The sequence below is a fragment of the Acinetobacter sp. WCHAc060033 genome, assembly GCF_004209125.1.
GTDB classification, from domain to species: domain Bacteria; phylum Pseudomonadota; class Gammaproteobacteria; order Pseudomonadales; family Moraxellaceae; genus Acinetobacter; species Acinetobacter wuhouensis.
Map to the genome: position 1 here is coordinate 25,738 of NZ_SGSW01000035.1, position 19,111 is coordinate 44,848.

At 36.0% G+C, this 19,111-nt stretch carries 15 protein-coding genes and 2 pseudogenes; 7 read left to right on the forward strand and 10 right to left on the reverse strand.

The window, feature by feature from the left end:
- Nucleotides 1-71 precede the first annotated feature (71 nt).
- On the reverse strand, nucleotides 72-1,550 hold the full coding sequence (locus EXE10_RS14985) for a phospholipase D family protein (RefSeq protein WP_130113900.1): 1,479 nt from the start codon (nucleotides 1,548-1,550) through the stop codon (nucleotides 72-74).
- Between the two features lie 193 nt (nucleotides 1,551-1,743).
- Here EXE10_RS14985 and EXE10_RS14990 point away from each other — a divergent pair, with 193 nt between their 5' ends.
- Nucleotides 1,744-2,853 carry an S-(hydroxymethyl)glutathione dehydrogenase/class III alcohol dehydrogenase gene (locus tag EXE10_RS14990; RefSeq protein ID WP_068975967.1) on the forward strand — a complete coding sequence of 370 codons (1,110 nt, stop codon included), beginning with the start codon at nucleotides 1,744-1,746 and terminating at the stop codon, nucleotides 2,851-2,853.
- A 247-nt stretch (nucleotides 2,854-3,100) separates the two neighbouring features.
- Nucleotides 3,101-3,295, forward strand: a pseudogene (locus EXE10_RS22155) (I78 family peptidase inhibitor); the annotation flags it as partial.
- An 87-nt stretch (nucleotides 3,296-3,382) separates the two neighbouring features.
- Here the strand turns inward: EXE10_RS22155 and EXE10_RS15000 are convergent.
- The 4 genes from EXE10_RS15000 to EXE10_RS15015 all read right to left on the reverse strand — a co-directional run bounded on the left by EXE10_RS15000 (nucleotide 3,383) and on the right by EXE10_RS15015 (nucleotide 9,966).
- Nucleotides 3,383-4,969: an ATP-binding cassette domain-containing protein gene (locus EXE10_RS15000; protein ID WP_130113902.1), complete on the reverse strand. Its 1,587-nt coding sequence runs from the start codon at nucleotides 4,967-4,969 to the stop codon at nucleotides 3,383-3,385.
- 318 nt (nucleotides 4,970-5,287) lie between these two features.
- Nucleotides 5,288-6,493, reverse strand: a complete 1,206-nt coding sequence (locus EXE10_RS15005; RefSeq protein WP_130113903.1) for an aromatic amino acid transaminase — start codon at nucleotides 6,491-6,493, stop codon at nucleotides 5,288-5,290.
- Between the two features lie 230 nt (nucleotides 6,494-6,723).
- Complete coding sequence (locus EXE10_RS15010) at nucleotides 6,724-7,953, reverse strand: HmuY family protein (protein ID WP_130113904.1); 1,230 nt, start codon at nucleotides 7,951-7,953, stop codon at nucleotides 6,724-6,726.
- A gap of 84 nt (nucleotides 7,954-8,037) precedes the next feature.
- Nucleotides 8,038-9,966: a TonB-dependent receptor plug domain-containing protein gene (locus tag EXE10_RS15015; protein WP_130113905.1), complete on the reverse strand. Its 1,929-nt coding sequence runs from the start codon at nucleotides 9,964-9,966 to the stop codon at nucleotides 8,038-8,040.
- Between the two features lie 267 nt (nucleotides 9,967-10,233).
- Here EXE10_RS15015 and EXE10_RS15020 point away from each other — a divergent pair, with 267 nt between their 5' ends.
- Nucleotides 10,234-11,232 carry a DUF6607 family protein gene (locus EXE10_RS15020; RefSeq protein ID WP_130113906.1) on the forward strand — a complete coding sequence of 333 codons (999 nt, stop codon included), beginning with the start codon at nucleotides 10,234-10,236 and terminating at the stop codon, nucleotides 11,230-11,232.
- Nucleotides 11,233-11,520: 288 nt separating this feature from the next.
- Nucleotides 11,521-12,297: an alpha/beta fold hydrolase gene (locus EXE10_RS15025; RefSeq protein WP_130113907.1), complete on the forward strand. Its 777-nt coding sequence runs from the start codon at nucleotides 11,521-11,523 to the stop codon at nucleotides 12,295-12,297.
- A 116-nt stretch (nucleotides 12,298-12,413) separates the two neighbouring features.
- Here the strand turns inward: EXE10_RS15025 and EXE10_RS15030 are convergent, their stop codons facing one another.
- Together EXE10_RS15030 and EXE10_RS15035 are read right to left on the reverse strand one after the other, a co-directional pair.
- Complete coding sequence (locus EXE10_RS15030) at nucleotides 12,414-12,773, reverse strand: helix-turn-helix domain-containing protein (protein ID WP_130113908.1); 360 nt, start codon at nucleotides 12,771-12,773, stop codon at nucleotides 12,414-12,416.
- On the reverse strand, nucleotides 12,763-13,071 hold the full coding sequence (locus EXE10_RS15035; protein ID WP_130113909.1) for a type II toxin-antitoxin system HigB family toxin: 309 nt from the start codon (nucleotides 13,069-13,071) through the stop codon (nucleotides 12,763-12,765). The genes EXE10_RS15030 and EXE10_RS15035 overlap by 11 nt, the downstream gene beginning before the upstream one ends.
- 193 nt (nucleotides 13,072-13,264) lie before the next feature.
- Between EXE10_RS15035 and EXE10_RS15040 the strand changes: the two genes are divergently transcribed.
- On the forward strand, nucleotides 13,265-14,428 hold the full coding sequence (locus EXE10_RS15040) for an MFS transporter (protein ID WP_130113910.1): 1,164 nt from the start codon (nucleotides 13,265-13,267) through the stop codon (nucleotides 14,426-14,428).
- 68 nt (nucleotides 14,429-14,496) lie between these two features.
- Here the strand turns inward: EXE10_RS15040 and EXE10_RS15045 are convergent, their stop codons facing one another.
- Entirely contained in the window at nucleotides 14,497-15,192 is a 696-nt protein-coding gene (locus tag EXE10_RS15045) for an LrgB family protein (RefSeq protein ID WP_130113911.1), read from the reverse strand.
- On the reverse strand, nucleotides 15,192-15,632 hold the full coding sequence (locus EXE10_RS15050; RefSeq protein WP_130113912.1) for a CidA/LrgA family protein: 441 nt from the start codon (nucleotides 15,630-15,632) through the stop codon (nucleotides 15,192-15,194). Before EXE10_RS15050 ends, EXE10_RS15045 begins: the two co-directional genes overlap by 1 nt.
- A gap of 97 nt (nucleotides 15,633-15,729) precedes the next feature.
- On the opposite strand from EXE10_RS15050, the gene EXE10_RS15055 reads away from it, so the two are divergent.
- Together EXE10_RS15055 and EXE10_RS22105 are read left to right on the forward strand one after the other, a co-directional pair.
- Nucleotides 15,730-16,629 (forward strand): LysR substrate-binding domain-containing protein, encoded by a 900-nt coding sequence (locus EXE10_RS15055; RefSeq protein ID WP_130113913.1) that lies wholly within the window; start codon nucleotides 15,730-15,732, stop codon nucleotides 16,627-16,629.
- A 259-nt stretch (nucleotides 16,630-16,888) separates the two neighbouring features.
- Nucleotides 16,889-17,881, forward strand: a pseudogene (locus tag EXE10_RS22105) (site-specific integrase); the annotation flags it as partial.
- Nucleotides 17,882-17,914: 33 nt separating this feature from the next.
- Here the strand turns inward: EXE10_RS22105 and EXE10_RS15065 are convergent.
- Nucleotides 17,915-18,990, reverse strand: a protein-coding gene (locus EXE10_RS15065; RefSeq protein WP_130113914.1) for an IS3 family transposase whose coding sequence is annotated in 2 segments (ribosomal slippage) — nucleotides 17,915-18,738 and nucleotides 18,738-18,990 — 1,077 coding nt in all. Because the reading frame shifts where the segments join, the coding sequence is not laid out codon by codon here.
- Nucleotides 18,991-19,111: the final 121 nt, after the last annotated feature.

The window sequence follows — 19,111 nt, forward strand, 5'->3', positions numbered from 1 at the left end:
ACACCTTTATCAAAACGGGTAACTTTCTCTTTTTCAAGACCTGTGTCAGATCAAGTCGGAACTAATACATATTACATCATCCATTCAATGGGTAAATATGACACACTATACATCATGAATCTTTGGAATCTTGTTGTTTCAGGATCAACTTTATATTCAACGACTTTTCCATCTGAACGATGATCTCGCCAAATGATTTGCCCTTTGGGATCAAGTTTAAGTTCATAAGCAACCGTCAACAACGTACGATCTAATAAATGCGAAATCTGTTCTTGTAATGGGTCGGATTCAACAACCAAACCCACCTCAGTATTGATATTGAAAGATCTTGGGTCGAGATTAAATGAACCAATAAAAACTTTATTATCTATTTCTATAAATTTCGCATGTAAGCTCGATTTATTTTTCCCTTTCTTGGGAATCACATTACCCGTAACAACTTCATACCAAGTACGGCGCTTACGCTCTATATAAGGCTTAAATTCATAAAGCTTTGCACCGCCTTTAAGTAGATCCACACGATATTTTTGATAAAAAGCATGTACCAAAGCAACATCATTTGCCACAAAAGAATTGGTTAATATTCTGACATTTACATTCTGTTTGGGAAATTGATTGATAAAATTTACCCCGTTTTTTGTCGGGACAAAATAAGCAGCAATCAAGTCCATTTCTTCTTTAGGATCGCCAAGATGTTCTCGAATTTGATGAGAAATCAATTCACTTCCTTGGGCATGCCCTAAACTTTTCTTTGGTGAATCTGCAAGAAACTCTGCTTTTGCCCAACTGACTTTATTTTGATTCAATTCATTCGCAAGTTCTTTTTGTTCAAGATCAACTTTTTCATCGGTCGCTTTGTCTTTCTGTTCTAATTGTTCAAAATGACCACGTAATCGCAGAAGGTCTTGTGTTGTACCTTTCGGAATAAATTGTTCAACTGGATAACTTAGTTCAAAGTTCCAAAAATCTGTAAAAACCTCATTGGCACGATGCACTGCATGACCAAAAAATAAAATATCCATATCAGTAAATTGAAAAGATTCACTGGCATCAAAATATTCGCTACTGATATTACGCCCACCTGTCACAGCAATCGCACCATCGGCAATAATCAATTTATTATGCATACGATGGTTAACTTGATTCATACGGAGCAAATAATCCATCACACGGAATTTTCGATATTTATAAGGGTTATAGAGTTTGATCGAAATATTGGGATGGCTGAGTAATGCACTTAGTTGATCATCAATTTTAGTACCATTTTGATCATCGATCAGCAGTCTGACTTTAACACCGCGATCAGCCGCTTTAAGTAATTCATGCAACATAAGATTGCCAATAAAATCATCAGCCCAAATATAGTATTGCAAATCAAGATTATGTTTAGCTTTACGAATTAAGTGAATACGAGATGCAATACTCTGATAGGCATCATTCATAGCAAGATATGCAGTTAGCCCTTGAGTAAGCATATTTTTTACTTGTGGTTCATTGATCCATTGTTCTGGATGTTCTGCAATTTGTTGTACTTCTGTTGATTGATTCATAGGTAGGCTACATCCAGAAATGATAAATGTGCATAGCATTATTACGAGTGTAGGCTTCAAATAATTCATTTTTTTGAAATGAGTACTTTAAAATATACTAAATCATATCATCTCGTTAATGGTTGAATCTGTAAAGCAAAAAAGGTTAATGTAGTCCAACTGTTAAAAAGCAAACTCATTAGGATATTGAGCTATGAAATCACGTGCTGCTGTTGCATTTGGTCCAGGGAAACCTTTAGAAATTGTAGAACTTGATGTCGCTCCACCTCAAAAAGGTGAAGTCCTTGTAAAAATCACCCACACAGGCGTATGTCATACGGATGCTTTTACTTTATCTGGTGATGATCCTGAGGGTGTATTTCCAGCAGTACTAGGACACGAAGGTGCAGGAATTGTGGTTGAAGTGGGTGAGGGTGTCACTTCAGTTCAACCAGGCGATCACGTGATTCCTTTATATACTGCTGAATGTGGTGAATGTTTATTCTGTAAATCTGGTAAAACCAACTTGTGTACATCTGTACGTGCAACACAAGGCAAAGGTGTAATGCCAGATGGCACAACACGTTTTTCATACAATGGTGAACCGATTTACCACTACATGGGCTGTTCAACATTTAGTGAATATACCGTCGTTGCAGAAGTGTCTTTGGCAAAAATTAATCCTGAAGCGAATCCTGAACATGTCTGCTTATTGGGTTGCGGTGTAACTACAGGTATTGGTGCTGTTCACAATACTGCTAAAGTTCAGGAAGGTGATTCTGTCGCAGTATTTGGTTTAGGCGGAATCGGTTTGGCTGTTGTTCAAGGCGCTCGCCAAGCAAAGGCAGGACGCATCATCGTCATCGACACTAACCCAGATAAATTTGAACTTGCCAAAGAATTTGGTGCGACTGATTTCTTAAATCCAAAAGATTATGATCAACCAATCCAACAAGTCATTGTAGAAATGACAGGCTGGGGCGTAGACCATTCATTTGAATGTATTGGAAATACCAATGTCATGCGTTCGGCACTTGAGTGTGCGCACCGTGGTTGGGGACAATCTGTGATTATTGGTGTTGCTGGTGCAGGACAAGAAATTTCAACTCGTCCATTCCAATTGGTCACAGGTCGTAAGTGGATGGGAACTGCATTTGGTGGCGTGAAAGGACGTACACAACTTCCAGGTATGGTTGAAGATGCCATGAAAGGTGATATTCAACTTGCGCCATTTGTCACTCATACTATGAGCCTCGATAAAATCAATGAAGCTTTTGATTTAATGCATGAAGGCAAATCAATTCGTACTGTGATTCACTTCTAATTTTTAAAACGATATAAAGCCAGTGTTTAGTTTTTCTGCACTGGTTTTAATCGCAAGAATATGAGTTTTATATATAAATTTTACGATTCAGAATATTTTTGTTATGGTGTAGTTGATACAATTTTTGGGGATACAAATTATGATTAAAAAAATTGCACTTTTAGGTTGTATGGCTTTTGCTGTTTCTGCTTGTTCATCTGTACCATCAAGTGAGCCAACAAACTCAACACCAAGTAAACCGACAGAATGTGTTGCAGCAGAGGCTGCGAAACTTGTTGGCCAAAATGATTTATCAGAAGCTAAAATTAAACAATTGACCAAAGCGACTATTGTTCGTAAGTTAGCGCCAAATCAACCAATGACGATGGACTATCGTATTGAACGTGTTACGGTTACTGTAGATCCTGCAACGAAAAAAATTACTAATGCTTCATGTGGTTAATTTAAAAGTAGTGAATTTAGAACATCACGTATAGCACGAGAATGAAAGATGATTGAATCAAGTATTCAATCATCTTTTTATATGCTTTTACAGCATTTTATACTCTCTGCTGATTCCACATTGCTCAACAAAATATTCATCATGTGAAACTAGAATTATTGCACCTTGAAATTGTTGAATGGCTTGAGCCAACAGTTGTTTGGACTCCAAATCTAAATGATTTTCAGGTTCATCCAACAGCAATAAATCAATATTTTCCTGACTATGACTGATTGCCAATAACGCAACTTTCAGTTTTTCACCACCACTCAGTTGTGCCAATTTGAGCAATGATTTTTCACGACGAATTCGTAATTGTCCAAGTAAATTTCGCCATTCAACTTCTAGTAAAGTCGAATTAAAATGCGCTAAATTTTCCAGAACAGAAAGCTCATCATTCAATAAGCTAAAATTCTGATCCAAATACAGCACATTTCCGGAGATGTAAATTTCTGGTGAAACTTCAAAATTATTTACGTGCTGAACAATGTGCTTAAGCAAAGTTGATTTACCAATCCCATTCGCACCTTTAAGATGAATTTTTTCACCCGCTTGAAGCGAAAGTTTTATCTTTTGTTGCGAAGCGTAGGGCAATTTCAAATCATTAATTCTTAAAATTTCACCATGTTTAGTCGTTTTAAATTGAAAATCAAACTTTTGTGGCTTGATTTTTTCTAAGCGACTTTTCTTTTCCGAAAGTTGAGCTTGGCTATCTTCATGCTGTCTGATCTGTTGATTTTTTAATTTCCCAAGACTTTGACTGGCTTGTTCTTTATTAAAATCGAGTAAGATTTTTGCTTGAGAATTTGAGTCACGTAATTGATTGCCTTTACGTTGACGCTTTTGAGCTTTCATCAAACTTTCATGTTGTTGCTGTTTCAGGTGTTGAATATCACGTTTCTCTTGCTCAACAGATTTACTTAAAGCATTCAATTGTTGCTGATGTTGCACAGCATATACTTCATAGTTTCCAGTGATCTGCTGCAAACCCAACTCACTCAAAGCATAAATATACTCAACTTCGTTCAATAATCTCTGATCATGACTAATCACACAGACACCTGCTTTATGTGCATGAATAGATTGAATAAGCCATTGCCTTGATTCCATATCTAAATGGTTACTTGGTTCATCTAAAAGCAGATAATATTCTTGCTTTAAAAATAAGCGACATAATGCTAGCTTAGTTTTTTGACCCTCACTCAGTTGCTGAATTGGAAATTTTAAATCGGTCGGTAAATTGGCATTGGACAATATCTGCTGCCACTGTTGTGGTGCATCCCAATGATTTTCAACCAAATCAAAATCTGAAAAGTTTGCAGTATTATTTTCTATACGTTGAAAAGCATCATATAAAACATCTACTTCTAAGGCTTGAGCGATATTTTCTGCATTTAGTCTTTGAATTTGCGCTAAATATTCATGTGGCATATTCCACGACACTTGTCCTGAATAAGGAATTTCAGCTTGTGATGGAGAATTTAAAATTTTAAAAAGTAATGATTTACCTAAACCATTACGACCGATCAAAGCTGAAGTTTTCCCCGCATGCAGCACAAAATTCAATTGTTCAAACATACTTTGAGTAGGGAAAGCTAAACTTAGATTTGAAACGATACACGCTTGTTGAGTCATATACACGCATCCTTATAAAAAACAGGATGTGCAAAATAGTAAAATGAATGCCGTAAATAACAAAAGTTTAAAGATATTTTTGTAGAGCATGAGTAAGCAAAGCATAAAGTGTGGTCTATTTTACACATCAAAAAAGAACAAATAATTTGATGGGAAAATGACTTACTTCATTGGCGTTACTCTTTTATATGAGGAGGGAATATTTAGTATTGTATAAAATCAACTCAATTTGTCAATAAAATTGCGCAAGATGACTTTTGATTTTATGAATAAAAAACCCAAGTGAACTTGGGTCTTTTGAAATTTATTGATCAATGATTAAGATGTCGCTTTAATCACTTCTGCAACAGAATCAGCCACATAATCAATATTTTTAAGATTTAAGCCAGCAGCACACATACGACCACTACGCACTAAGTAAATTGCATATTTATCTTTCAAAATATCCACTTGCTCAGCAGTTAGACCTGTATAGCTGAACATGCCTTGTTGTGCGGTTAAATAATCAAAATTACGCTCAGGTAAAGCAGCTGATAATTTAGCTTTAAACAACTCACGCATCTGAATAATACGCTCACGCATTTCTTTTAATTCAGCATGCCATTGTTCAGTCAAATCTGCATTGTTCAATACATTATCAACAACTAAAGCACCTGTGGTAGGTGGGCTAGAGTAGATACGGCGCACAGTTGCTTTTAATTGACCTAAAACTTTTTGCGCAGTTTCTTTATCATCACAAATGAATGACAAACCACCGACACGCTCACCATAAAGCGAGAAGATTTTAGAGAATGAATTGCTGACAATAAAGTTCATGCCTGATTGGTCTAAAGCACGAATTGCATACGCATCTTCTTCTAAACCTTGACCAAAACCTTGATAAGCAATATCCAAGAAAGGAATCAAGTCACGTGCTTTTAATACCTCAATCACACGATCCCATTCAGCAGGCGTTAAATCTGCACCTGTTGGGTTATGACAACAAGGGTGGAGCAGTACAATACCTTTTGCTGGAATTGTTTTTAAATCCGCAAGCATACCTTCAATATCTACGCCATTGGTCGCTGAATCGAAATAACGGTAAAAATGCGAGTTCACACCTGCACCATTAAAGATCGCAATATGGTTTTCCCAAGTTGGTTGGCTTACCCAAACATCTGATTCAGGGAAATATTTTTTAAGAAAATCAGCACCAACTTTCAGCGCACCAGAACCACCTAAAGTTTGAATCGTGACTGCACGACCATCTTTACGCGCTTGGCTATTTTCACCTAAAACTAACTTTTGGGTCGCTTCGTTATAAGACTTTGAACCATCCATAGGTAAATAAAGTTTTACTTTATCATTTGTTGGTTCGATATTTTTTAAAGCAGCACGGACTGAGTTTAACTGAGGAACGATCGTATCCTCATTATAATAAAGACCAATACTTAAATTTACTTTATTGGTTCGTTCATCCTTACCATAAGCTTCCATCAGGGACAGGATTGGATCACCTGCATAAGGATCTACATGTTGAAACATGGTTCAAAGTCCTAAATCAAACGAAGTTATTGAGCCTTGATCATATATGTATTTTAAAGGTTCACTCAACAGCAGATTGAAGAATAATTTGAATAATTCATTCAACTTTAGCTTATATAAAGCCGCTGAGTCCTGAACTTAGCGCTTAAAACTATAAGTGAGAAGGGAGAAACGATAAAACGGAGCGGGAACTCCGTTTTAACAGGTAAATTTAACTTATTTCAATGCACTTATTTTGTAGGTTGAATATCAAATTCAAAGGTCCATGTGGTTGCACTAGCATTATTGGTTGGATCTGCATAGGCAATGGATTTTAAATGCATGCGTGCATAGCTATTGCCTTTATTACCACGAATCATACTTGCACCATTTGGATTCGCGCCTAATACATGTTGAGCTTGTAATCCATCTGCTTGAGCTGATGCCAGTGTTGGATAATAGTAATACCATCCATAACTCAATTTACTTGGATAAGTACCTTGGAAACTCGGATTTAATACCGAAGTTACAGTATTTGAACCCCATTTAAACCCTTTTGCTGAAACTGCATTTTGTAAATCAGTTAATGTTGCTGTTACAGCATTGGTATCTTTAAATTTTTCTAAGATCACTTTACCATTTACATCATAGAAACCAGCAGGTTGTGATGCGACAGTAGCACCAATATCACTATTTAATTGTACATTATAGCGGTTAAAGGCAATTTGCCATGTACCAGTGCTATTGTTGCTGACTTGTCCAGTGATTAAATTGACATAAGTCCAACCTTGAGTTGCATCAACAGATAAGGTTTTAACATTATTATCCAGTGTATTTAAATAGCGTAAAGTGATATTCCCAGAAGCTGTCCCTTTATAATAATCGACAATTTGCAAGGCAAAAACTGGTTTGTCCGTTGTGCCAATCGTATCGATTTTACTCTTATCAGTAGTGAGTAAATAAGTCTTAAAGTTTGGTGACATACGGTGATCACCAAATAAATCATATTCAAAGAAACTATTGAAACCACCATTTGTGGTATCCATAAAGGCATTACTATAGCTATCTACCAACCAAGCCGCACTTGGTAAACTTCCTTTTTGTGTTGCGTCTAATTCTTTTGAAAGGGTATCCCATTGTCCATCAAACGGTGAATATAATGCACCTCCTTGTCCTGAACCACTGACACCACTGTTGGTAAATAGCATCGGTGTACGTGTACCCATTGCAAATTTAAGATCCCAATCTGTACCTTCACAAGTAATTTGAGCTTGGGTATCAATATCATAGCAATATGAACTATTTGAAGCAGGCTGAATAACCCATTCCTTGTTTTTGATGGTGAATAAATCTGTATTGGTTACAGGTGGAGTCGTCGTTGAACCGCCAGTGCTACTATCGCCACCGCCTCCACCGCAAGCAGTCAGCAAAAGTCCCAACGTTGAAACGGCAAAAAGTCGAGTTAAATTCGTATTTAACATGAGTGTGAATAATCCTTTTGTTGATTAAGTCTATGACTGAATTGATGATTTAGATTGATCACTAAATTGATCGTAAATAAAGGGTTATGAAGCTTTTTTATTCCAATTAAAACGTAAGCCCATATAGCTATATCGTCCTGAAATCGGGCGATAATCGAATAAAGCAGAGAAATCACGTTGTTCATTAAAAATATTGTCCATACCAACAAAGGCACTGACATAAGGGGAAATTTTGTAGTCCAGTTGACTATCTAAGGTGAACCAATCTGGTGATGAATATTGATTGGCACTGTCACCATATTCTTTGCTTTGATAACGCGCACGCAGGGTCACATCCAATTGATCATTAACGGAATAATTACTGCCTAAACGTGCAATGTGCTTAGGACGGCGCGTCAAATCTAAACTTGTAGTTTTATCGGTTGCTTCTGCATAAGTATATGAACCGTTTAAAGCCAAATAGGGCGTGATATTCCATTGTGCAGATGTTTCAAAACCTTTAGTTTCAGCCTTTGCAACATTGCTATATGAATATTGCGTAATGCCATTCGATACCATGGCATTGTCATAATCAGTCTGAATTAGATCTTTGAGGTCATTCCAAAATAGATTGAAATCAGCGTTCCAAAGCTCATTTTTAACTAGACTTAAACCCAATTGATAACTATCTGAAGATTCAGGTTTTAAATTTGGATTACCAATGACGATATAACCTAAATGACTATGATCAAATGAATAAAAGCGTTCTTTTAAGTTTGGTACACGATAGCCCTGACCATAACTCAATCTTAAATCTGCAAATAGATCATTCTCTTGATAAAAACGATATTTTGTACTGAATTTAAATGCATTGTGATCACCAAAATCTTGGTCATCTTGGAAACGCCAACCGAAGACTGCATCTATTTTGTCCGTCAGTGCAGCATCATTTTGGAGATAAAATTCATGGCGATCGCGTGAAACTTTGCCACCTTGCATTTCAAATTTGCCATTATTGCTTTGTTCTAATTGTTCTTCGTGCCAGTCATAGCCCAATTGCCAGTTTTGTTTAAGCCATGTCGGTAATGAAACTTGCGAACTAAAATGGTTATTTTCTTGATTTGAGTTTCGTAAAGCCGATAAATATCCATCAGTTGTTTGCGTCGATGTGGTGTCATAAGTTTCATGTACTGCTTTGACATCGAAAGCAATTTGATTGGCAGTTTTATATTGACCACCAGCACTGAAACGTTGACGTTCAATATCTTCAACTTTGGCTTGTTCACGATTGGATGGGGAAATAAACACTAAACTCCGTTGATGATCTTTTTCTTGATAATCATTGAAATCTGCCCATATCGAGAACTGATCTGAAGGTTGCCACGCACCATATAAAGCATATTGTTGGCGTTTTTGAATATCGCCCTGTAAGGGATAATTGTCAGGATTTACTGCAAAACCGTCACTTTTAAATTGGTCTGCAATCAAACGTCCTTGAAAACTGCCTTGTTTTGCTTCGAGTTGGACTTTTTCATGATGATTATTAATCGAAACTGATTTTCCATTAGCATTCTGTTTACCATAAGAACCAATATCTACTTGCCCAGAAGCTGAAAAACCATCACTGACTTTTTTGGTAATGATGTTGATTACACCGCCCATTGCAGAAGAACCGTATTGTGCTGAAGCTGCGCCTTTGACCACTTCAATATGATCTATACCTGACACTAAATATTGATCTAAATCAACAGTAGAACTGGTACTTGCTGCCAAAGGAAGCCCATCAATCAGCACCAAAACTTGATCACTGGTTAAGCCTTGCAGAGAAATTTCATAACCTGATTTTCCATGAATTTCACGTAACAGAATACCCGGAATATTTTCTAAAGCATCCTTTAGGGTAATGGCATTGGTACGAATCAATTCTTGCTCATCCACAATCTCAGTACGAATTGGGCTATCGACCAATTTCTTTTCTGAACGTGTGGCTGTGACGACGATGGTATTTAATTTTACTGATTCTTCTGTTGCCATCTCAGCAAAAGCTGATTGATGGATGGTGCATCCATTTGCAAAAAGGCTAAGAAGCAAAAGATTACGTTTGAAATGTAGCGGGTAGAGGGAGCAGATATTCACGTTAAAATTTCATCAATGAAAATAATTATCATTTATAAATAGTAATCATTATCTTTATTATTTACAATACCCTCGATTTTTATTTCAAAAAAGCAACTTGTTCTCCACAAAAGAACAGTGCAACTGAAATAAATGCGTGTTTTATTACAATATGGATTTGTTTTTATGAATTTACGTTTTATACCTACTTTACTGACGTTAATCGTACTCGGGGGGACGAGTGTGCATGCTCAAGAAAAAACAGTAATCACAACTCAGCCTACTACACAACAGCAAGATTTCATTCAGAATTTAAGTCAAGCTCAAGCGCACCAAGCGATTTTAAAAATGGTGGGCGAGTACCAAGTAACATTCCGTTTTGAGGAAATTTATTCGGTAAAAAATGGCTATGATATTTTGCCACCAGACATTTCTAAAGGTTTTGAAACTGTTTTTGTGATTGAAGACACGCCGAATAAAGTATCTCTACAACATTTGCTTTTAGCGGGTGAGCATGTCGTTAAACATTGGCGTCAAGACTGGGAATATGAACCAACCAGTATGTGGAGCTATGTGGGGAATTATCAGTGGAAAAAAGTTCAACTGACTAAAGAGCAAAGTAAAGGTAAATGGTTACAAACCGTATGGCAAGTTGATGATTCTCCACGTTATGCAGCTTTAGGCGATTGGACAAGTGATCATGGTATAGAAGCTTGGACTTCTGCGGAAACTTATCGTCCTTTACCGCGTCGTGAGCTGACTACACGTGATGATTATGACATTATTTCAGGCATCAACCGCCAAGCGATCACCGCTGATGGTTGGGTACATGAGCAAAATAACATTAAGTTTGATACAAAGACTCAAAAGCCTTTAGCACGTGAACTTGGCTTGAACCAATACGAGCGTGTCAGCAAAACTGACTTTAAACCTGCGTATGAATATTGGGAAAAAAATAAAGCATACTGGGCAGAAGTTCGTGCTGCTTGGGATAAAGCGTTCCAACAAAATGAAACTTTAGGTTTGAAATTCACGCGTCAAAAAGATGATGATAAAAAAGCGCATTACATTCAGTTTATGAATCAAGCCAAAGAGTTTGCAGATAAAAAAGCAACTAAACAGCAAATGGATGAAAAGATTAAGAAACTTCTCAATCAAGAGTTGACTGTGGGTCAGTTGAAATAATTTAAATCCTCCCTCTTGCGGAAAATGTTCCTCACCTTTTCCAAAGGAGGGGATTTTTCATTACTAAAATATTTTTAGTTTGGATTAGTTCCCCCTCTTTATTAAAGAGGGGTTAGGGGAGATTTTAGGTACTTCTTCGCCAATTTTGTTTAATTGATCAACTTTAGGTTATAGTTTCATCTTATACAAAAAATAATTCATCATTTTATATACATAAAAGCATTGTTCATCTAGCAACTTCTTGTCATCATTGAATAAAGTTTAAATTTCCCAATGGATGGTTTGTTCATGCTCCTCAATTATCAATTTGATTGTATTGAATCTACAGTTGAAACCCAAACTTTGGTTCTGATTCATGGTTTATTTGGTAGTTTGAGTAATTTGGGCATTATTACACGTGCTTTTCAGGGTAAATTCAATATTTTACAAATAGATGTGCGTAATCATGGGCATTCAGGTCATTCTGATGAGATGAATTATAATTTGATGGCGAATGATGTTTTAGAAACCATTGATCATTTAAATATTCAAAATTTCATTGTGATTGGTCACTCGATGGGTGGAAAAATTGCCATGAAATTGGCTAATTTAATGCAACACACAGCTTCAGATCGCTTAGAAAAATTAATCGTTTTAGATATGACGCCTTTTGCTTATCAAGAAAATCACCATGATCAAATCTTTAAGGCTTTATTTGCTGTTGAAGAAGCACAAGTTGAATCTCGTAAAGAAGCGACTGAAATCATGCGTCAGTTTTTAAATGAAGAAATGGTGATTCAGTTCTTGTTGAAATCATGGAATAAAGGACAGTGGTTGTTTAATGTGAAGGCACTTTATCATCATTATGCTGATATTTTGAGTTGGGATATTCAGCCTGAAAATGCTGTGCCAACTTTATTTATTAAAGGTGGAAATTCACCTTATCTTTCTAAGCCTGAGCATTTTGAAGCGGTCAATACACAGTTTAGCAATCTTCAAATTGAAACCGTTGAGGGCGTAGGGCATTGGTTACATGCGGAGAAGCCAGCGGAAGTGAATGGGTTGATTAAGGGTTTTATTGGATAATAAAATTTTAAAAACCTCATCTTTTGAAAGGTGAGGTTTTAAATCATCTTGATGCACGTGACTGTATGCATTTTTCGTCAAGGATGAGTTAATGGTCGCCACCGAAAGGTGGCTATTTATAAGGTTGCTGCCATTAAAGTATCGTATGAAATATTAAGATTGTGATGTAACTGTTTCATCATGCGTAAACTTAAACCGCGTTTACGATTTAATACCTCTGATACTCGACTTTGCCCACCTAGATATGGTTCTAAATCTTTTGGGGTCATATTTCGTTCTATCATTCGACACTTGATTGCTTCGATTGGGTCGGGTTGAGCAATTGGATAATGTTTGTTCTCGTAAGCTTCGATGAGTGTAACAAGCACTTCTCGTTCGTCTGCTTCGGGTGTACCATTTTCAGCTTGGAATATACTTTCTAAACGAATAAATGTTGCTGTTAAATCATCATCATTACGAATGGGCTTAATATTCATTTACTGTCTCCACATCTATTTTATCGTATTGGGTATGAGTACCTATGAATTTAACCCATACAATACTGGCTTGATATTGGATTTCTACGACTAAGCGGTATTTGTTACCACCAATATTAAAGACAACTCTATTGCTACCACAAATACTGGCATTACCTGCATATTGCTTGACATCATGTGGTGTTGTCCATGTTGCTTTTATTACATCGTGATACCACAATTCTAAAGGTGTTTGTGAGTCTTCATAACCTACTTGTTCCCAAAATTGGCATAAAGAACGCTTAGCAATTACTCTCATGAATTGTCCTAGTTGAGATTGTTACTACAATATCCCAAAAATGGATAATTAGCAATACCTAGCTAAGGTTAGGCCTTTTTTATCAATAATTTTTATTTGTAGACTGTTGTATTATAAGTGTAAGCAATTCAGTACAAATACATACAACCTTTGAATATGTTAACATGTTGAAAATACAAGCTAATGCAACTCTATGCGACCTCTTACAATCCAAACTAAACTTGGTGGATTCTACTTTTGGTACTATTCAATCGTTGGGACGTTTTTGCCGTATTGGAGTTTATACCTACAAGATCAAGGCTTTAACTACAAAGAAATTGGATTACTATCATCCATTGCCATCCTGACACGGATTTTTGCACCGTTTATCTGGGGTTTTATCGCAGATAAAACAGGCAAACGAATGCTACTGGTTCGGATCGCCACATGGATGGAAGCCACCATTTGGTTCCTGATTTTTATCATTCCCAATAATATGCAATCTATTGCATTACTCATGCTGATTTTTAGCTTCTTCCAAAATGCGATTCTTGCACAATTTGAAGGCGTCACACTATTTTGGTTGGGTGACAAACACACTGAATCTTATGGAAAAATACGAAAATGGGGCTCAATCGGATTTATTGTCGGGGTATTCAGCATTGGTGCATTATTGGATGTCGTCGATATTCACTATTTACCGATCATGCTGTTATGTATTGCATTTACCGCATTTATTTGGTCATTTACCATCAAAGAACCTAGCACTGCACCAAGTTCACAAAAAATATTAGAACCCTTATTGCCCATCTTAAAAAAACCAGTGGTTGTTGCATTCTTTGCAATTGAATTTATTATGCTTTTTGCACAAGCACCATTTTATAGCTTTTATAGTAACTACTTAAAATTAGGCGGTTTTAGTACAACTGAAATTGGCTTTTTATGGTCAGTTGGTGTGATTGCAGAAATAATCATGTTTAACTATGCCAATTTCTTTTTAAGCCGTTTTTCTTGGCGTAATTTAGTGGCGCTTTGCCTCGTGATGACCTGCATTCGCTTTCTATTGGCGGGCTATTTTCATGAAAGCTTCGCCATACAATTTATTTCCCAAACATTTCATGCATTTAGTTTTGGCTTATTTCATATTATTGCCATGCGTATCATCCTACAAAACTTCAATGCAAAACAACAGGGCAGAGGGCAAGCACTGTATAGCACCATGTGGGGATTGGGTGTGGCTTCGGGCAGTATTTTAGCAGGACAATATTGGGAACAATTCAGTGGTGAATCGGTCTTTATCATTGCAGGTTTATCTGCACTAATCGGTTTATTGTTGGTGAATTTCCTACCAAAAACTATTCAAACACCTGCTAGATAAAAGTATTCAGAATATAAAAAAACCTTCTCAAGTATCGAGAAGGTTTTTATTCAACAGAAAATGAGTGATTAACCAAAGATTTTCACAATCAAATGGACAATAAATGGTCCAACTAAAACCATAAAAATTCCTGCTAATACCATGGTTAAACTTGCAATTACACCTTCTTCTTTATCACGCATATACGCTTTACTGGTTCCAAAACCATGCGCTGCATTGCCCAAAGAAGCACCTTGTGCAAAACGTGACTTAAGTTTTAAACCACCTAAAACCAAATCTCCGATTAGCATCCCAGTCACACCTGTAATCATAGTGAATAAAATCACCAATTCGACAGAACCGCCAATATGTGTACTGAGTTCCATTGCAAATGGTGTGGAAATGGAACGAGCCATTAAACTATAAGTCGTAGTTTGGTCGAAATGAAATAATTTCGCCAAATAAAAAGCACTGATCATACCTGCAAGCATACCAATCACAACCCCCATGCTGATTGAAATTAGATGTTCTTTAATAATGGCACGATATTCATAAATCGGAATCGCAAAAGCCACAGTTGCAGGACCTAACATCCAGATAATCCATTGACTATCAAGCATATAAGTATCATAAGATACATGTGTGCACAGTAAAATAATGATTAAAATTGTTGGTACAAAAATGGCTGGAGATAAAACAAGATAAGGATATTTACGATACAGTTGTTTAACTAAAACATAGGCGATCAATGTACCCATAAAACAAAGGATTGAAATAATAGACATTATTTATCTCCATGCATGACATGCATCGTTTTATTTGACTGATGCTGTTTTAATTTATGCTCAATTTTAAAACCCAAATGCACGCTATATGCTGTAAACACCATCACACAAATTGTGCCAAGTACAACAACGATAATTAATTGCCAGCCCTCAGTCATAAATAAAGTTTTATATTTCATCAAACCAATAAAACAAGGAATGAAGAATAAAACCAATTCACCAAGAATAAAGTCTGATCCAGATTTAATCCAACCAAGTTTTAATAGACCAGTCATTAGCCCGATCAATAGCATAAATAATCCAATCACAGCTGCTGAAACAGGTAAATTAAAACGGGTTTGAATGATTGAACCGATCCACCAAATTAGGATTAAAAATATAACTTGTAGACAGTTGGTGAAAATAGATTTCAATTGGAAGCTGTGTACGGATGTAGACATGAATGACTGATTTTTTCAGGAGATGGGATATTTTAATGATAATTCTCATGCTAAATTATGAATAATAAATTTTAAATTATGCTTTTTGGGAATGTTTATGGATATTAAAGCACTAAAAGTCTTTGTTGAAATTGTGAATTGTAAAAGCTTCACTTTGGCTGCGGAACACTTGTTCATGACACAACCCACGATTAGTAAAACAATCAAAAACTTAGAAGAAGATTTAAGCACGGCGTTATTTAAAAAAGGTGAAGCCGGACGAAAAAGGGAAGTCGCACTGACTTATGAGGGAGAACTCATTTATCAACATGCTTTAAAAATGCTAAACGAACAAAAACAACTTTTAGAGAGCTTAGATCAAGTTAAAAATTTAAAAAAAGGTCAATTAATTATAGGCTTACCACCATTAGGCTCTGTATTACTCAGCCCTTTGATTGCGTTATTTCATCAAAACTATCCCGATATTCAACTAAAATTTTTAGAAGTTGGTGCAAATGGTATTGAGGAATCGATTGCAGATAAAAGCATTGATGTTGGGATTTTATTGGGAAATTTAAGACCTAATTTTGCAGCAATTCCTGTGTTAGATTCTCCAATGTGCTTGTTAGCAAAGAGAAATTCTCATTGGGATTATCGAGACTCGGTTGATTTAATTGAGTTAAGTGAGGAAACATTCTTGCTTTATGCAGATTCATTTACTTTGAATAAGATGATTATTCAAGCGGCAAACTCAGTTGGTTTTGACCCAAAAGTGGTGTGTAAAAGTAGCCAGTGGGACTTCATTGCAAAAATGGTTGAATTTAATATGGGGATCGCCATTTTACCTAAAATTTATTGTGAACAGCTCGATAGGGATAAATTTTGTTGGGCAGTATTGGATGAGCCTCAACTCAATTGGACTTTAAGTATGGCGTGGAATACAACTGTAGCGATGAGTCCGGCAACCAAAGCTTGGTTAAATATCGTGGATCTTCATCGAGATAAGATTCATTTTTAAGGGTTTTTTATTAATATCCTTAAAGTCTTAAACATAATATTAATTTAAATAATTTTAATGAAATTTAAAATAATATTATTTTTAAATACAATTATTTAACCATATTGATTTCGCATAATGTATATTATGTTAAATCCGATACACCTAACAATAACTTCATATTTTTCTTTCTTGAACTAAGATTCAATAACTTAACTAATTTCTATTTCAATCATAAAATATGATATGTTGACCTTAAGAATAATTCATAAACTTTACTATGTTTGCTTTAAAAACAATTCATTTAGAAAAGAAAGTCTCAAACGAAAATCAAATTATTCTTTTATTTGATTTAGATTCATTCTGTCCATGTATGTACCCTATGCTGTACACCATGAAATTTCTTAGATTTCAAAGTATCTCTACGCAGCATGCAGATTTAATCGCAATAAAATTTTGGTATGAATTTTGGTTTGAAAAGTTTGCCACGTCCTTTTGTGAGTCGTTCTATTCGACATCCTATAATTTTGAGATCATTCAATGTGAAATTGATAATTTCATTGTTTACTTAGAAAATAATAAAAAACTTGAAAGTAATCTTATACGGCTAAGCAATTCAGAACATATTAATTACACAACAATTGGTCATAGAGTTAGATCCTTCTTAAAGTTTTACAACTTCTTGATTAATGAATACTTAAGCATGCAATCACAGCCACAACTTACGTTGAAGGAAATTCAAAAAATTAAAGAAAACTTGAATAAATATATGACAATAAAGAAAAAAATTATAAATAATTTTTCAAAAGCCAATAAGACAATTAAAAGTGAGATAAATCATAATTTTAAGAGCATGAATCAGGAAATGATTAAAGGATTGTATTCAGTCATTTCACCAAGTAACTCTAATAAATACAATGAATTAAATCCTTTTAGATCTAAAAATGTACAACTCAGAAACTTTCTGATCATACATCTCATGCTCAACTATGGTCTTAGAATTGGTGAGCTTATGCTACTAACAACCAACTCTATTAAAAAATCAATTCAAAATCATAGTTTTAGTTTAATTATTACAAATACAGATGATGAGTTCGATGATCGATCAAAAAAGCCAAAAATCAAAAATGAATATTCGTACCGAGTAATTAAACTGCAGGAACGAGACTACAGAATTCTTCAAATCTATATAAATGAAATCCGAAAAGAAATTCCTTCACATATCTTATTTACATCCTTAAAGCCTCCCTATTCTGCTTTAAGTTATGGTAATCCTCCCATAAATAACCGAAGTTAAAAGTAGAGGTTAAGCAGCCCTTAGAGGTGGCTTTCCTTTGTTAGCTTGATGTGGTCTTTCATGGTTGTAATGCCACAACCAGTTTGTTGCATAATCTTGTACTTCTTCCAGTGTGTCAAATAGATGCTTGCTTAGCCAGCTATAACGTATAGTCCGATTATAACGTTCAATATACGCATTCTGCTGTGGCTTACCTGGTTGAATATATTCAATACGAATACCGTGCTCAGTAGCCCAGCGTACAAATTCATGACTGATAAACTCCGGGCCATTGTCACACCGAATAACTAACGGCTTTTCTCGCCACTCCAGCAACTGATTCAACGTACGAATAACTCGGATTGTAGGTAATGAGAATCCTGCTTCAATCGCTAAGCCTTCTCGACGGTAGTCATCAATCACATTTAATAATCGGAACTTTCGACCATCGATCAGCTGATCATGCATAAAATCTAATGACCAGACCTGATTTTCTCGGATTGATTCTTTCAATGGTTCAGGCGCGTGCCGTTTTAGTCTTCTTCTCGGTTTAATACGCAGATTTAGTGCCAACTCACAGTAAATGCGGTAAACCCGCTTGTGATTCCAGCAGTGATTCTCAACATGTCGTAAATATGAGAAGCACAGACCAAATCCCCAATCGGAATTTGCCTCAGTGAGTTCAATGAGCTGTTTAGCAATTAATGCATTGTCATCGCAAAGTTTAGCCTGATAACGGTAGCAGGTTTCACTAATGCCAAATGCAGAGCAAGCTAAACGGATACTAACCGCATGCAGGGCAACGGCTTGTTGAGCCATCTGACGTCGGCAAGATGGCTTCACCACTTTTTTGACATTGCTTCCTGAACAATCTCTGCCTTTAATCGCTCTTCAGCATACATTTTTTTTAGTCTGGTATTTTCTGCTTCCAGCTCTTTCAGTCGAGCCATCAATGAGGTATCCATACCGCCATATCTGGCACGCCATTTATAAAACGTGGCATTACTCATGCCATGTTCACGACAAAGGGTGGCTACAGGTGTGCCAGACTCCGCCTGTTTTAAAATGGACATGATCTGGCTGTCAGTAAATTTAGATGTTTTCATGCAGAATCTCCTGCTCGTATCTTAAGAGAAAATTCTACTTTTAGATCCTTTTATTTTTAGGGGGGATTACCCATAACGCTGAACCCAACGATAAATTGTGGTGTGGTCAACATTCACACCC

Coding starts and splice junctions, on each gene's coding strand:
- EXE10_RS15050 (WP_130113912.1), bottom strand. CDS start 15,632: ATGTCTACATCCGTACACAGCTTCCAATTGAAATCTATTTTCACCAAC.
- EXE10_RS14985 (WP_130113900.1), bottom strand. CDS start 1,550: ATGAATCAATCAACAGAAGTACAACAAATTGCAGAACATCCAGAACAA.
- EXE10_RS14990 (WP_068975967.1), top strand. CDS start 1,744: ATGAAATCACGTGCTGCTGTTGCATTTGGTCCAGGGAAACCTTTAGAA.
- EXE10_RS15025 (WP_130113907.1), top strand. CDS start 11,521: ATGCTCCTCAATTATCAATTTGATTGTATTGAATCTACAGTTGAAACC.
- EXE10_RS15040 (WP_130113910.1), top strand. CDS start 13,265: ATGCGACCTCTTACAATCCAAACTAAACTTGGTGGATTCTACTTTTGG.
- EXE10_RS15035 (WP_130113909.1), bottom strand. CDS start 13,071: ATGAGAGTAATTGCTAAGCGTTCTTTATGCCAATTTTGGGAACAAGTA.
- EXE10_RS15005 (WP_130113903.1), bottom strand. CDS start 6,493: ATGTTTCAACATGTAGATCCTTATGCAGGTGATCCAATCCTGTCCCTG.
- EXE10_RS15015 (WP_130113905.1), bottom strand. CDS start 9,966: ATGGCAACAGAAGAATCAGTAAAATTAAATACCATCGTCGTCACAGCC.
- EXE10_RS15020 (WP_130113906.1), top strand. CDS start 10,234: ATGAATTTACGTTTTATACCTACTTTACTGACGTTAATCGTACTCGGG.
- EXE10_RS15055 (WP_130113913.1), top strand. CDS start 15,730: ATGGATATTAAAGCACTAAAAGTCTTTGTTGAAATTGTGAATTGTAAA.
- EXE10_RS15045 (WP_130113911.1), bottom strand. CDS start 15,192: ATGTCTATTATTTCAATCCTTTGTTTTATGGGTACATTGATCGCCTAT.
- EXE10_RS15010 (WP_130113904.1), bottom strand. CDS start 7,953: ATGTTAAATACGAATTTAACTCGACTTTTTGCCGTTTCAACGTTGGGA.
- EXE10_RS15030 (WP_130113908.1), bottom strand. CDS start 12,773: ATGAATATTAAGCCCATTCGTAATGATGATGATTTAACAGCAACATTT.
- EXE10_RS15000 (WP_130113902.1), bottom strand. CDS start 4,969: ATGACTCAACAAGCGTGTATCGTTTCAAATCTAAGTTTAGCTTTCCCT.